Raw genomic sequence first — 14,948 nt, forward strand, 5'->3', positions numbered from 1 at the left:
CGTCGTCCAGAGCGCGCGTCGTCCTGAACACGCGTCGTCCAGAGCGCGCGTCGTCCCTGAGCGTGCGGGACCTGTCTCAGCGTGAAGTCAGGTCCGGGGCGGTCGACTTGAGGTAGGTCGCGACCCAGACGAGCGGCGCGTTCCAGTTGACGGTGTTCTCCTTCGAGCCCCAGGCGCTGGGCGCCGTGCCTGGCCCGGCGTAGGACTTGGCGGCGGGGCGGCCGGTGGGGGTGACCGGGTCGTTGATGTCGGCGCTGTTCGGACCACCGGAGAGCCAGCCCCTGGGGTACGGGGTCGCGGGGTACTGCCCCCAGGCGAGCCGGTCGTGCAGGTCGGTCTCGCGGTGGGCGCCGTAGCCCGTCACATAGGAGATCCGCATGGCGTTGGTGCCCAGCAGATAGTCCATGGCCCGGTGCATGGCCTTCAGGTGGCGCCGGTCGCGGGTGATGTCGTACGCGGTGCCGAGCAGCAACATCCGGTTGACGATGGCGGAGTTGGAGCCCCACGGGTAGGCGTCCGAGCCGGGGATCAGCGCCGGATACCCCTCCCGCCGCTGGGTCTCGACGAGCGAGTCGGCGACGGTGCGCAGCTTCGCGCGCATCCGGGCGAGGTCGGCGGCGGGGAGTTCGCTGGGCACGGTGAGCAGCGAGAGGCTGCCGGCGGCGGCGACCCGGCCCCAGTCGACGGGGCCGATCTCGCCGTAGTGCGCGGAGCCGGTCACGGCGCTCCGGTAGCCGTTGGCGGAGCGGTCGGCGCGCTGCTCGGCGGTGAGGTACAGCTCGGCCGCCGCCGCGTAACGGTCGTCGCTGTTGCGGGTGTCGGGGTAGTCGCCGCCGCCCTCGGCGTCGGTGCCATCGTCGGCCTCGGGGTAGTCGACGTCGGGGCGCGCCTCGGCGCGCTGCCAGGCGTCCCGCGCGGACGCCCAGAGACCCGCCGCCCTCTTGGCGTCGAACTCGCGTAGTACGCGGGCCAGTTGGGCGTTGGTACGAGCGACGGCGTACGTGGCGTTGGTGGACGGCGGCATCGCGGAGCGCGGCATGGCGTTCTCGGCGGCGATGTCCTTGACCGGGAACGCGCTCCAGGTGTGGTTGTGCACCTTGTGCGACGCCAGGCCGGTCTTCGGGAGCATGCCGGTCATGAAGCGGGAGCCGTAGGCGACTTCGTCGAGGATGTCGGGCAGGCCGTTGGCCCGCTCGGGCACGGCCAGGCTGCCGTCCGCGTACGCCCGGGGCATGCGCTCGTAGAGGTTCAGCAGGGTCCAGGCGGAGATGGCGTGGTTGACGGGGTAGATCCCGAAGTCGCCGGCGTCGGCCCAGGAGCCCGCGACGTTGAGCCGCTGCTCCTTTCCCCCGCTCTTTCCCCCGCTCTTGCTGTCGCCCTTGCCGCCGCCCTTGCCGCACCAATTCCGGTAGCAGGGAACGGACTTGTCGCCGGGGTGCAGGGCGGCGTGCGCGTGGGCGGCGTGCTGGAGGTACGCGGCCTCGACCGGGGTGCCCATGCGGTGGAAGTAGAAGTACTGCATGGCCTCACGTCCGAGGTCCGGGTAGAGCGGCCGGCCGGTGATGGTGAACGGCACGCTGGTGCCGACGCCCGCGACCGTGAGCCGGTGGACCCCCTGGCCGGTGGCGCGCGAGAAGTCGGCCTGGTGGACATGGTCGCCGGACGCCTTGTCCGCGCCCACGACCCGGGTGGTGCCGGAGGCGACCGTACGGCCGGTGCCGTCCTTGAGCTGCCACTTCAGCGCGGTGGTGGCCGCCGCGACCACGGTCGCGATCTTGTCGGCGCCGGTCGCGTAGCCGATCTGGTTGACGCGTACGGGGCTGGGATCGGCGGCGGCGCGGGCCGCGGCGCCGGCGGTGGTCTGCCCGAACGCGGCGGGCAGCGCGGCGACGGCCAGGGCGAGCGAGAACGAGGAGATCAGGGAAGTTCGCAAGGGTCAGCTCCTGCGCGCGGCACGGCTGGGATCGGGTCGCGCAGAACGTAACGGGCGATTTCCGGCGAACCGGACCGACACCCCGGCCAGGCGTGCGACTTTCTCTCACGACCACCCTCGCGGTCACTCTCGCGGCCACACCGAGCCGGCCGTGCTCGACGGCCTGAACGCGCTGTTCCGGACCACCACGCGGCTGCGGATCGCCGACAGCGCGGCGCGGGCGGGGGGGGGCGGGGGCGCGGGCGGGGGCGGGGGCGCTCGACGGTCCGTCCGGCGTATGAGGGCGGCGTATGAGGCCGGCGGCCGTCCCGTCAGGCCCGCAGATACGCCAGGACGGCGAGGACGCGGCGGTGCCCCTCGCCGTCCACGCGCAGGTCCAGCTTCTGCAGGATGGAGCTGACGTGCTTGTTGACCGCCGCCTCCGTCACGTACAGGTGCCGCGCGATCGCCGCGTTCGCCCGCCCCTCCGCCATCAGGGAGAGCACTTCGCGCTCCCTGGGGGTGAGCCGCCGCAGCGGATCCTGCTGCCGGTGCAGGAGTTGGCGTACGACCTCCGGGTCCACCACCGTCTCGCCGGCGGCCACACGGGCGACCGCGTCCACGAACTCCGTGACCGCGCTGACCCGGTCCTTGAGCAGATAACCGACGCCGCCGTCGCTGCCCAGATCCAACAGACGGGCGGCGTAGGACTGTTCGACGTACTGGCTGAGCACCAGGACGGGCAGCGCGGGGTGTTCGCGGCGCAGGGCGACGGCGGCGCGCAGGCCGTCGTCCGAGTGGTCCGGCGGCATGCGGATGTCGGTGACGACGATGTCGGGCCGGTGTGTGCGGACCGCCGCGACCAGGCTGTGCGCGTCGCCGACCTCGGCCGCGAGCCGGTGGCCGAACCGGGTCAGGACACCGACCAGACCGTCCCGCATCAGCGGGGAGTCCTCGGCGAGCACGATGGTCAGCGACATGGGATCTCCGCGTGCAGCAGGGTGGGTCCACCGGACGGGCTGGAGATCCGCAGTCTGCCGTCGGCGGCGGCGACCCGGTCGGCGAGGCCGACCAGCCCGGTCCCGGCGGCCGGATCGGCGCCGCCCACACCGTTGTCGCTGATGCTGAGCGTCAGTACGTCGGCGTGCAGCCGGGCGTGTACCTCGGCGCGGGTGGCCGCGCTGTGCTTGGCCGCGTTGGCGAGGGATTCGGCGACGACGAAGTACGCGGCGCTCTCCACGGCGGCGGGCGGTCGGTGCGGCAGCCGGATGTCGACGGTGACGGGCAGGGCCGAGCGTGCGGTGAGATTGCCGACGGCCTCGGGCAGTCCGTGGTCGGTCAGCGCCTTGGGGTGTACACCCCGGCTCAGCTCGCGCAACTCGTGGACGGCAAGGGTGACTTGTTCCTGCGCGGTGTCGAGCTGCCGGGCGACGGACGAGCCGGGCTCCGCGTCGAGGCGGGCCATGCCGAGCAGCACGTTGAGCGAGACGAGCCGCTGCTGGGCCCCGTCGTGCAGGTCCCGCTCGATCCTGCGGCGCTCCGCGTCGAAGGAGCCGACCAGCCGGGCGCGGGAGGCCCGTACCTCGGTGAGCCCCCAGCCGAGTTCCCCGTCGCGCGGGGCGAGGATCGCGCGGGTCATGGCGGCCCGCGCACCGGCCCAGACGGTGAGGGTGTACGGCGCGACGGGCACCAGGCACACCGCGAGGACCGCCAGCGGCCAGGCACCCGGATCGTCGACGGGTGAGGTGGCGAGGAGCACCGGAAGGGCGAGCGAGACCCCCAGTACCAGTACGTCCATCCACCACATCGCGGCCAACGACGCGGCGGTGAAGCCCAGTTCACGCCAGGTGGCGGGCTCCCGCAGCCGGGTGGCCAGCCAGCCGCGCACGCCGGGTCCGGCCGGCGGGCGGTGCGGGTCGGGGAGCGGATCGGGGTCCATCAGCCGCAGCCGCCACCGCTCGACCCGGCTGACGACGATGCCGGACAGGCCGACGCCGAGGAGGAGTGCGGCCCCGACGCCGAGGATCAGGGAGACGACCCCGGCGAGTGTCAGCGCGGCCAGGACCGTCAGGACGAGCGCGCCGAAGACACCGCCGGTCAGCAGGTAGAGGAAGGACCGCCAGGGCCAGGAGGAGGTGAGGAACGTCCACGGGCTGCGGCCCACGGCCCGCCACGCTGTTGAATGGTGCACCCGTCGACCGTAACCGCAGGCCGTGGCCCGGACAGTAGGACCAGCACTACCTTCGTACTCCCGTGCACGCCAATGCGCCGGACCCCCGGCGGGCGGTGGGATGACCGGCATGTGGATCAGAACGAAGAATCCGGGCCGCTCGGCGCCGGGGCGGCTCGTGGCCGCGCTGGGCCTCACCGTGGCGGCGCTGGCGGGTCCGGCACCCGCCGCGCTCGCCGAACCGGCCCCCGCCGCCGCCCTCACGCCCGCCGCGATAGACCGCTTCATGAACGACTACCTGGACGAGACCCGGCTGCCCGGCGCCGTCGTGGCGGTGACCCGGGGCGACGAGGTCGTCCACAACGCCGGATACGGGCACACCGCCGGCGGAAAGGCCATGACCGGGCGGACCCCGGTACCCGTGGCCTCGCTCTCCAAGTCCATGACCGCGCTCGCCGTCATGCAGCTGGTCGAGGAGGGGAAGGTCGACCTCGACCGGCCGGTACGGAGCTATCTGCCGGAATTCACCATGGCCGACGAGCGGGCCGCGCGGATCACCGTCCGGCAGTTGCTCAACCAGACGTCCGGCATGGCCGATTCGGCCTTCCCCGATCTGACCCTGCCGCAGGCGCACACCCTGAAGGGCGCGGTCGCCCGGATGCGCGGCGCCCGTCTCGCCGCCGAGCCGGGGAGCCGGTGGAGCTATCACAACCCCAACTACTTCGTCGCGGCCCGGCTGGTGGAGGTGGTGGCCGGGGAGCCGTTCGCCGACCGGCTGCGTTCTCACGTGTTCGCGCCGCTGCGGATGACGGACTCGCGGTCCGTCGACTCCACCACCGACATGCCCGAGGAGGCGCGGGGATACGTACGGGCCTACGGCCGCGTGGTGGAGCGCGCGCACCCGCGCTGGTTCACGGCGGGCGGGCACGGTGTGGTCACCACCGCCGACGATCTCGCCCGCTGGCTGATCGCACAGAACAACGGCGGTGTCGGCGCGGACGGACGGCGCGTCGCCTCCGCGCGGAGCGTCGGCATCACGCACACCCCGCCCGAGGGAGAGATCTACGCCATGGGCTGGTCGCTCGGGGAGGAGAGCGGAGGGAAAGGGCCGGCGCCGCTCCAGCACACCGGTCAGCTGCTCACCCAGAACTCCATCCAGATACTGCTGCCGGAGGGGAAGGTCGGTATCGCCGTCGTCAGCGACACCGGCATGGTCTCCGGCGACGACAGTGCGGGGATCGCGGACGGGCTGCGGGACCTGGCCGAGGGCCGGTCGCCGGAGATCCGGGAACCGTTCACCCTGACCGCCGATTACGTACTGGCGGCGCTGACGCTGCTGGCGCTGGGACTGGGCACGCTCGGCACCGTACGGGCGTCGGGCTGGGCGCGGCGTACGGCCGGGCGCCCGCTGTGGCGTACGGGGCTGCGGACGCTGCCGTACGCGGTGCCGGTCGCCCTCTCCCCGTTGCTCCCGGAGCTGATGGGGCTGCTGATGCGGCGGGAGGGCACGCTCGGCCAGGTGCTGTACGTCTGGCCCGCCCTCGTCGTGTGTGTCGCGGCGGCGGCCCTGGCGTCGGCTGCGGTGATCGGCGCGCGGGGTGTCCAGGTGACGCGTGCGGTGCTACGGAAGCGGCGGGCGACGGCCCCGTAACCCTCGGGCGACGCACTCGGGCGACGCACTCAGGCGACGCACTCAGGCGACGGAGCCGATACGGCGCGCGGGTGCGCGGTTCCCGTCGTGGTGGATCGGGGTGTGCGCGCCGGTCAGGGAGACGCCGCTGCCGCCGTGGCGGTTCGCGACGATCTCCGCCGCGATCGACAGCGCGGTCTCCTCGGGCGTCCGTGCCCCGAGGTCCAGACCGATGGGGCTGCGCAGCCGCGCGAGTTCCAGTTCGGTGACGCCGACGCCGCGCAGCCGCTCGTTGCGGTCCAGGTGGGTGCGCCGGGAGCCCATGGCGCCGACGTAGGCGACGGGCAGCTTGAGGGCGAGTGCCAGCAGGGGGACGTCGAACTTGGCGTCGTGGGTCAGGACGCAGAGCACCGTACGGCCGTCGGTCCGCGTCGACGCCAGATAGCGGTGCGGCCAGTCCACTACGATCTCGTCGGCGTCCGGGAAGCGGGCGCGGGTGGCGAAGACGGGGCGGGCGTCGCACACGGTGACGTGGTATCCGAGGAACTTTCCGACCCGGACCAGGGCGGAAGCGAAGTCGATCGCGCCGAAGACGATCATGCGCGGGGCGGGCACGCTCGACTCGACGAGGAGCGTCAGTGGCTGTCCGCAGCGTGAGCCGTCCGCGCCGATCGTGACGGTGCCGGTGCGGCCCGCGGCCAGCAGGGCGCGGGCCTCGCCCGCCGCCGTTTCGTCCAGCGCCGGGTGGCCGCCCAGCGTCCCCTCGTACGCTCCCCGGGGGCGTACGAGGAGGGCTCGGCCGCGCAGTTCCGACGGCCCGTCGGTGAGCCGCGCGACCGCCGCGGCCTCCCCCGTGGCGGCGGCGGACAGCGCGGCGGCGATCACCTCCCTGGCGGGAGAGTCCGCGCGGACCGGGGTGACGAGGATGTCGATGACTCCGCCGCAGGTCAGACCCACGGCGAAGGCGTCCTCGTCGCTGTATCCGAAGGTCTCAAGGAGACTTTCGCCGCTGTCCAGGGACTGCCGGCACAGGTCGTAGACCGCGCCCTCCACACAGCCGCCGGAGACCGAGCCGATCGCCGTGCCCTCGCTGTCGACGGCGAGCGCGGCGCCCGGCTGCCGGGGCGCGCTGCCGCCGACGGCCACCACGGTGGCCACGGCGAAGTCACGTCCCTGCTCGACCCACCGGTTCAGTTCTTCGGCGATGTCCAGCATGTCGGCCTCCTCTGATGTCCCAGTATCGGATGTGCGGAGGGTCGCGGCGCGTCGGCGCCGTTGAGACGGAGGGCTGCGTCAGTTCACGCCGAGCCAGCCCTCGATCGGGTGGAGCGCGAAGAAGACCACGAAGATCACGGTCAGCCCCCACATGAACGCGCCGATCTCTCGGGCCTTGCCCTCGGCGATCTTGATGGCGACGTAGGAGATGACGCCGGCGGCGACCCCGGCGGTGATCTGGTAGGTGAACGGCATGATCATCACGGTCAGGAAGACCGGGACGGCGACGGCGCGGTCGCTCCAGTCCACGTGTTTGGCGTTCTGCATCATCATCGCGCCGATGACCACCAGGGCCGCCGCCGCGACCTCGCCGGGGACGATCTGGGTGATCGGGCTGAAGAACAGGCACGCGGCGAAGAAGAGGCCGGTGACGACGGAGGCGAAGCCCGTACGGGCCCCCTCGCCGACCCCGGTCGCGGACTCCACGAACACGGTCTGGCCGGAGCCGCCCGCGACACCGCCGATGACCCCGCCCGCGCCGTCGATGAACAGCGCCTTGGACAGGCCGGGCATCCGGCCCTTGCCGTCGGCCAGTTTTGCCTCCGTACCGACGCCGATGATGGTGGCCATGGCGTCGAAGAAGCCGGCCAGTACGAGCGTGAAGACGATCATGCCGACGGTCATCGCGCCGACCTCGCCCCAGCCGCCGAACTCGACGTCCCCGAAGAGCGAGAAGTCCGGCATGGCGACGGCGCCGCCGGTCAGTTCGGGCGGTCCGCTCGCCCACGCCTTGGCGCCGATGACGCCGGCGGCGTTCAGTACGGCGGCCACGACCGTGCCGGCGACGATGCCGACCAGGATCGCACCGGGCACGTCACGCGCCTGGAGCATGAAGATCAGCAGCAGGGTGACGGCGAAGATCAGGACGGGCCAGCCGGCCAGCTCGCCGGCCGGGCCCAGGGTGACGGGTCCGCCGCCCTGCGAGGCGTGCACGAAGCCCGCCTTGACCAGTCCGATCAGCGCGATGAAGGTGCCGATGCCCATGGTGATGGCGTGTTTGAGCGCGAGCGGGATCGCGTTCATGATCATCTCGCGCAGGCCGGTGACGACCAGGAGCATGATCACGACGCCGTACATCACGCACATGCCCATGGCCTGCGGCCACGTCATGTGGGGCGCGACCTGGGTGGAGATGACGCCGGAGACGGAGAGACCGGCGGCCAGCGCCAGCGGCACCTTGCCGACGAAGCCCATCAGCAGCGTGGTGACGGCCGCGGCGACGACGGTGGCGGTGATCAGCGCGGGCCGGCTGAGCACATTCTCCGCGGCGTCCTCGCCGCTGAGGATGAGCGGGTTGAGCAGCAGGATGTACGCCATGGCCATGAAGGTCGTGACGCCGCCGCGCACCTCACGCGCGACGGTGGATCCGCGCTGGGATATATGGAAATAACGGTCGAGCCAGGATCTTCCGGCCGGGGGACGCGATCCTGAGCCGGCGTCCTCGGCGGTGGTCCCGGGCTCCACGGACTGCTGGGTCATGGTGCCTACTCCCAAGGTTCACAGGGGCACCCGCGAGGAGACTTCAGATGCGGGATTTGGGATGGTGCGTGGGCTGCACGACCCGGGGGACGGCCCGAGGCGAACTGGGTTGTCTTGCAAGGGTGTTGCGGTGGTGAGGTGGTGAAGTGGTGCCGTACTGCCGTACTGCCGTACTGCCGTACTGCCGCGAGCGGTGCGGCGGTCGGGGGGCTCCGGGCGGTCGGCGTACGTACCGCCCGGAGCGTCCGGCCAGATGCCGGTCAGGTGCCCGTCAGGTGCCCGTCAGATGCTCCGGCCGGACCGGCGTCCTGTTCAGCTCCAGACCCGTCGCGGCGCGGATCGCCGCGAGTACGGCCGGAGTTGACGACAGGGTCGGGGCCTCGCCGACGCCACGCAGCCCGTACGGGGCGTGCTCGTCGGCCAGTTCGAGCACGTCGACGGGGATGGTCGGCGTGTCGAGGATGGTGGGAATCAGATAGTCCGTGAAGGACGGGTTGCGCACCTTCGCGGTCCTGGGGTCGACGATGATCTCCTCCATGACCGCCACGCCCAGGCCCTGGGTGGTACCACCCTGGATCTGGCCGATGACGGACAGCGGGTTGAGCGCCTTGCCGACGTCCTGCGCCACGGCCAGCTCGACCACCTTGACCAGGCCCAGCTCCGTATCGACCTCGACCACCGCGCGGTGCGCGGCGAACGAGTACTGGACATGGCCGTTGCCCTGCCCCGTACGCAGGTCGAACGCCTCGGTGGGGCGGTGCCGCCACTCAAGTTCGAGATCGACCGACTCGCCCTGAAGGACGTCCACCAGATCGGCCAGCACCTCGCCGCCGTCGGTGACGACCTTGCCGCTTTCGAGCAGCAACTCGGCCGTGGCCCACGCCGGGTGGTACGTGCCGAACTTGACGCGGCCGATCTGAAGCACCTTCTCGCGGACGTGCTCGCAGGTGTTCTTGACCGCGCCGCCCGTGACGTACGTCTGACGGGACGCGGAGGTCGAACCGGCGGATCCCACCCGGGTGTCGGCCGGCTGGATCGTCACCTGCGCGACGCCCAGTTCGGTACGGGCGATCTGCGCGTGGACGGTGACGCCGCCCTGGCCGACCTCCGCCATCGCGGTGTGCACGGTGGCGACGGGCTCGCCGTTGATGACCTCCATCCGCACCCGGGCGGTGGAGTAGTCGTCGAAGCCCTCGGAGAAGCCGACGTTCTTGATGCCGACCGCGTAGCCCACGCCCCGTACGACGCCTTCGCCGTGCGTGGTGTTGGACAGCCCGCCGGGCAGCGCCCGTACGTCGGCCGCCTCGCCCGCCGTCAGCCACTGCCGCTCGGGCGGCAGCGGACGCGCCTTGACGCGGCGCAGCAACTCGGCGACGGGCGCGGGTGAGTCGACGCGCTGGCCGGTGGGCAGGAGCGCGCCCTGCTCCATGGCGTTGATACGGCGGAACTCCACCGGGTCCATGCCGAGCTTCGCGGCGAGCTTGTCCATCTGCGCCTCGTAGGCGAAGCACGCCTGTACGGCTCCGAAGCCGCGCATCGCGCCGCAGGGCGGGTTGTTGGTGTAGAGCGCCAGGGCCTCGATGTCGACGTCCTCGACCACGTAGGGGCCGACGGAGAGGGACGAGGCGTTGCCGACGACGGCCGGGGAGGCGGAGGCGTACGCGCCGCCGTCCAGCACGATCCGGCACTTCAGATGGGTCAGCTTGCCGTCCTTGGTGGCCCCGTGCTCGTACCAGAGCTTCGCCGGGTGGCGGTGGACGTGCCCGAAGAAGGACTCGAACCGGTTGTAGACGATCTTGACGGGTTTACCGGTGCGGAGCGCGAGGAGGCACGCGTGGATCTGCATCGACAGGTCCTCACGGCCGCCGAAGGCGCCGCCGACGCCGGAGAGCGTCATCCGGACCTTGTCCTCGGGCAGGCCGAGTACGGGCGCGATCTGGCGCAGGTCCGAGTGCAGCCACTGCGTGGCGATGTACAGGTCGACGCCGCCGTCCTCGCCCGGCACGGCGAGGCCGGACTCCGGGCCGAGGAACGCCTGGTCCTGCATGCCGAAGACGTACTCGCCGGAGACGATGACGTCGGCGCGCTTGGCCGCCTCGTCGGCGTCGCCGCGCACGATGGGCTGGCGGTGCACGATGTTCGGGTGCGAGACGTGCTCCGCGTGGTGGTCGTCGCGGTGCTCGTGGACCAGCGGCGCGTCCTCGGCCGTCGCGGACGCCTCGTCGGTGACGACCGGCAGGTCGGCGTAGTCGATCCGGATCCTGGCGGCGGCGCGGCGCGCGGTCTCGGGGTGGTCGGCGGCGACGATCGCGACCGGTTCGCCGTGGTGGCGGACCTTGCCGTGGGCGAGGACGGGGGTGTCCTGGCACTCAAGGCCGTACCGCTTCACGGCGGTCGGCAGGTCGTCGTAGGTGAGGACCGCGTAGACGCCGGGGGTGGCCAGCGCCTCGGCGGTGTCGATCGACCTGATCTCGGCGTGCGCGACGGTGCTGCGCAGGGTGTGGCCCCAGAGCATGTCCTCGTGCCACATGTCGGAGGAGTACGCGAACTCGCCGGTGACCTTGAGGGTGCCGTCGGGGCGGAGCGTGGACTCGCCGACGCCGCCCTTCGTCTTGGAGCCCTGCGTGATGTCGGTGGGCGTTCCGGTGGTTGCGGCCTTGGTTGTCGCGTTGGTTGTCGCGTTGGTTGTCGCCATGGTCAGACCGCCTCCGACTGCCGGGCGGCGGCGAGGCGGACCGCGTCGAGGATCTTCTCGTAGCCGGTGCAGCGGCACAGGTTGCCGGACAGTGCCTCGCGGATGTCCGCGTCGGACGGCGAGGGGTTGCGCTCCAGCATCTCATCGGCCGCGACCAGCAGACCGGGGGTGCAGAAGCCGCACTGGACGGCGCCGGCGTCGATGAACGCCTGCTGGATGGGGGCGAGTTGGCCCCCTTCGCCGGTCTGCGAGTCGGTGCCTTCGGCGCCCCACCGCCGGGCCTCGTCGAGCGAGATGCCGGAGGCGCCGGAGGTGGCGGGGGCGGCGGGCGTCCCCTGCGCGCCCTGCGTACCTGGCGCGCCGCAGCTGCCGTGCTCCGCCCGCTGGTTGGCGTAGTCCGCCAGGCCCTCGACGGTAACCACGTCGCGGCCCTCGACCTGGCCGGCGGCGACCAGACAGGCGCAGACGGGCAGGCCGTCGAGCCGGACCGTACAGGAGCCGCACTCGCCCTGTTCGCAGGCGTTCTTCGAACCGGGCAGCCCCATGCGCTCGCGCAGGACGTAGAGCAGGGACTCGCCCTCCCAGACGTCGTCGGCCTCCTGGGGACGGCCGTTGACCGTGAAGTTCACACGCATCGTTACGCAGCTCCTTCAAGCGTGGTGCCGGTGGCCCGGTACTGCTCCCAGGTCCAGCCGAGCGTGCGGCGGGCCATGATGCCCACCGCGTGGCGGCGGTACTTCGCGGTGCCGCGCACGTCGTCGATCGGGTTGCAGGCACCGGACGCGAGGGTGGCGAACTGCTTGGCGATCGACGGGGTGATGACCTTGCCGTTCTCCCAGAAGCCGCCCTCCTCCAGCGCCGCGTTGAGGAAGTCCTCGGCGGCGCGGGCCCGCAGCGGGGTCGGCGCGGCGGAGCCGATGCCGGTCTGCACGGTGCGGGTGTCGGGGTGCAGGGCGATGCCGAACGCGCAGACCGCGATGACCATCGCGTTGCGCGTGCCGACCTTGGAGAACTGCTGCGGCCCGGACGCCTTCTTGATGAGGACGGACCTGATCAGCTCGTCCGGGGCCAGCGCGTTGCGCTTCACGCCGGTGTAGAACTCCTCGACGGGAATGCGGCGGACGCCGCGTACCGACTCCACCTCCACCTCGGCGCCCGCGGACAGCAGCGCGGGGTGCGCGTCACCGGCGGGCGACGCGGCGCCGAGGTTGCCGCCGACAGAGCCCCGGTTGCGGATCTGGGGCGAGCCGACGGTGTGCGAGGCGAGCGCGAGTCCGGGCAGCTCGGCCCGCAGGTGCTCCATGATCCGGGTGTACGGGACGGAGGCGCCCAGCCGGACGTGTTCCTCGCCGACCGCCCATTCGCTCAGTTCGCCGATGCGGTTGAGGTCCATGAGGTACTCGGGGCGCCGGTGGTCGAAGTTGATCTCGACCATGACATCGGTACCACCCGCGAGGGGGACGGCGGTGGGGTGCTCGGCCTTGGCGGCGAGCGCCTCCTCCCAGCCTGCGGGGCGAAGGAAGTCCATACGTGGCTCTCTTCATTCGTGATCGGTCGTTCACTGGAGCCCGGGGACGGCCGGAGTCTCGACTGCTTGTCTGGCTGTGTCTGGCTCTCCGCTTCTCCGCCTGTCTCTGGCCTGTACCTGGTCGTCTACCTTGCATGCCTTGTCCGCTTTGCTCCTGCTTTGTCTCATGCGGATATTCACTAGCTGTTAACGCTGTGTGGCCCAAGTACACCGGCCGTGCTCCGTCCGGTGCAGTCACCGAAACCATGAAGGAGTTGACTGGGCGGCTTCCGGGTCTTGTAGATTCGAACAAATGGCGAGGCGGCGAACGCCCGCGGAACACCCGCTCACCAGGACGACCACAGAGATCGGCGGCGACGAGATGCGGCTGCGCGCACTGCTTGACACCGACGCGCTGGGCCTGCGGCTCCTCGGCGGCGAGGACGAGCTGGACCGGACCGTACGCGGCGTGATGACCACCGATCTGCGGGACCCGAGCCGCTATCTGTCGGGCGGCGAGCTGGTCCTGACCGGCCTGGCGTGGCGGCGTACGCCCCAGGACTCCGAGCCCTTCGTACGGCTCCTCGCGGGCGCCGGGGTGGCGGCGCTGGCCGCCGGCGAGGCCGAGCTGGGCGACATCCCGGACGACCTGGTCGGGGCGTGCCTGCGGCACCGGCTGCCGCTCTTCGCGGTGAACGAGTCCGTGGCGTTCGCGGCGATCACCGAGTACGTGGTGCGGCAGGTGTCCGGCGAGCGCGCCGGGGACCTGGCCGCCGTCGTCGACCGGCACCGCAGGCTGATGACGTCCGGCCCGGCCGGCGGCGGGCCGGAGGTCGTCCTGGACCTCCTGGGCTCGGACCTCGACCTGCGGGCGTGGGTGCTCTCCCCCACCGGGCGGCGGATCGCCGGCGCGGGCGAGCCGCTGCCCCGCGCGGCGGGCGCGGCGCTGGCGGCGGAGCATCTGGCGGCGACGCGGGCCGGGCGGCGGGCGCCGCACCGGGTGGCCGTGGGCGGGACGACGTACTCGCTGTTCCCGGTGCGCGATCTCGGACGTGGCGCGGCGGCGGCGGGCGGCGTGGACGGCACGGGTGGGGACGTACGCGAGAGCGTCCTGTCGCGGTGGCTGCTGGCCGTGCGGGCGGACGCCGGTGAGTGGGGTGCGGCGAGGCTGGATCTGCTCCAGGGCGTGACCCAGCTGATCGCGGTCGAGCGGGACCGGCGGGACGCGGCGCTCACGGTACGGCGCCGGCTCGCCCAGGAGATCCTGGAACTCGTCCAGACCGGTGCCCCGCCCGCCGAGATCGCGGCGCGGCTGCGGGTCGCGGCGCCGGTGCTGCTGCCCGGCCACGGAACGACCCCGCACTGGCAGATCGTCGTGGCGCGCGTCGACTGGGCGGGCGGGAGCGGCGGTGGCGGCGGTGGCGGTGGCGGTGGCGGTGAAGCCGATGCGGGTCCGGTCGCCCAGTCGCTGCTTGAGGAGATCCTGGTCGATCCGGCGACGGCGGGCATGGAGTCGGCCGACCGGATCGCGGTGGCCCACACGGGCGGCGAGGCGATCGCGCTGGTGCCGCTGCCGGTCCGGGAGCCGGTGCCCGCCGCCGACGAGGACGGTACGGATCCGGAGCCGGTGGACACGGGCCTGAAGGCGGACGTACTGCTGGCGGACGTACGCGAACCGCTGGCCGCCGGACTCGCCGACGACGGCCGGCTGACCCTGGGCGTCAGCGCGGCCGTGCGGTCGGCGGAGGGTCTGCGGGGCGCGCTGGAGGAGGCCAGGCACGCGCGGCGGGTGGCCGCGGCGCGCCCCGGCCGGGTGTGCGCCGCCGGGCACCATGAACTGGCCTCGCACGTACTGCTGCTGCCGTTCGTCCCGGACGACGTACGGCGCGCGTTCACGGCGCGGCTGCTCGACCCGCTGCGCGACTACGACCGCCGCCACCGGGCCGAACTGGTCCCGACCCTTGAGGCGTTCCTCGACTGCGACGGTTCCTGGACGCGCTGCGCGGCACGCCTGCATCTGCATGTGAACACACTGCGGTACCGAGTGGGGCGCATCGAGCAGTTGACGGGGCGCGACCTGTCCCGCCTGGAGGACAAACTGGACTTCTTCCTCGCGCTCCGGATGAGCTGACGGCGCGCGAGGCGCGCCGCGTCACAGCGTGCCCCGCGTCACGCCGTGCCATGTTGACCGCCGTCACCCGTGTCGGTCGGGAAAAGATCCAACTGGCCCGCGAGGAACGGTCCGCGGCCGCCCTCGTGGTGAACTCCCCACCGGCCGAC

At 72.3% G+C, this 14,948-nt stretch carries 10 protein-coding genes; 2 read left to right on the top strand and 8 right to left on the bottom strand.

Annotation, left to right across the window (positions count from 1 at the left end; translation table 11 throughout):
• Positions 1-76: 76 nt before the first annotated feature.
• The 3 genes from OG700_RS05700 to OG700_RS05710 all read right to left on the bottom strand — a co-directional run bounded on the left by OG700_RS05700 (position 77) and on the right by OG700_RS05710 (position 4,103).
• Positions 77-1,933, bottom strand: a complete 1,857-nt coding sequence (locus OG700_RS05700) for a glycoside hydrolase family 9 protein (protein WP_405609813.1) — start codon at positions 1,931-1,933, stop codon at positions 77-79.
• A 311-nt stretch (positions 1,934-2,244) separates the two neighbouring features.
• Complete coding sequence (locus OG700_RS05705) at positions 2,245-2,892, bottom strand: response regulator (RefSeq protein WP_405609816.1); 648 nt, start codon at positions 2,890-2,892, stop codon at positions 2,245-2,247.
• A complete protein-coding gene (locus tag OG700_RS05710) occupies positions 2,883-4,103 on the bottom strand; it encodes a sensor histidine kinase (RefSeq protein ID WP_405609819.1) in 1,221 nt (406 codons plus the stop codon). The genes OG700_RS05705 and OG700_RS05710 overlap by 10 nt, the downstream gene beginning before the upstream one ends.
• A gap of 109 nt (positions 4,104-4,212) precedes the next feature.
• On the opposite strand from OG700_RS05710, the gene OG700_RS05715 reads away from it, so the two are divergent.
• Complete coding sequence (locus OG700_RS05715) at positions 4,213-5,733, top strand: serine hydrolase domain-containing protein (protein WP_405609822.1); 1,521 nt, start codon at positions 4,213-4,215, stop codon at positions 5,731-5,733.
• A gap of 42 nt (positions 5,734-5,775) precedes the next feature.
• Here OG700_RS05715 and OG700_RS05720 read toward each other — a convergent pair whose 3' ends face one another.
• The 5 genes from OG700_RS05720 to OG700_RS05740 all read right to left on the bottom strand — a co-directional run bounded on the left by OG700_RS05720 (position 5,776) and on the right by OG700_RS05740 (position 12,689).
• Positions 5,776-6,927, bottom strand: a complete 1,152-nt coding sequence (locus OG700_RS05720; RefSeq protein ID WP_405609825.1) for an XdhC family protein — start codon at positions 6,925-6,927, stop codon at positions 5,776-5,778.
• A gap of 78 nt (positions 6,928-7,005) precedes the next feature.
• Positions 7,006-8,466: an NCS2 family permease gene (locus OG700_RS05725; RefSeq protein WP_405609828.1), complete on the bottom strand. Its 1,461-nt coding sequence runs from the start codon at positions 8,464-8,466 to the stop codon at positions 7,006-7,008.
• Between the two features lie 271 nt (positions 8,467-8,737).
• Complete coding sequence (locus OG700_RS05730; protein ID WP_405609831.1) at positions 8,738-11,161, bottom strand: xanthine dehydrogenase family protein molybdopterin-binding subunit; 2,424 nt, start codon at positions 11,159-11,161, stop codon at positions 8,738-8,740.
• Positions 11,162-11,163: 2 nt separating this feature from the next.
• Positions 11,164-11,796 (bottom strand): (2Fe-2S)-binding protein, encoded by a 633-nt coding sequence (locus tag OG700_RS05735; RefSeq protein ID WP_405609834.1) that lies wholly within the window; start codon positions 11,794-11,796, stop codon positions 11,164-11,166.
• Positions 11,797-11,798: 2 nt separating this feature from the next.
• Positions 11,799-12,689 carry an FAD binding domain-containing protein gene (locus OG700_RS05740; RefSeq protein WP_405609837.1) on the bottom strand — a complete coding sequence of 297 codons (891 nt, stop codon included), beginning with the start codon at positions 12,687-12,689 and terminating at the stop codon, positions 11,799-11,801.
• A 361-nt stretch (positions 12,690-13,050) separates the two neighbouring features.
• Between OG700_RS05740 and OG700_RS05745 the strand changes: the two genes are divergently transcribed.
• Positions 13,051-14,799, top strand: a complete 1,749-nt coding sequence (locus tag OG700_RS05745; protein WP_405621479.1) for a PucR family transcriptional regulator — start codon at positions 13,051-13,053, stop codon at positions 14,797-14,799.
• Positions 14,800-14,948 lie beyond the last annotated feature (149 nt).

The organism is Streptomyces sp. NBC_01508 (genome assembly GCF_045040315.1).
Lineage (GTDB): Bacteria > Actinomycetota > Actinomycetes > Streptomycetales > Streptomycetaceae > Streptomyces.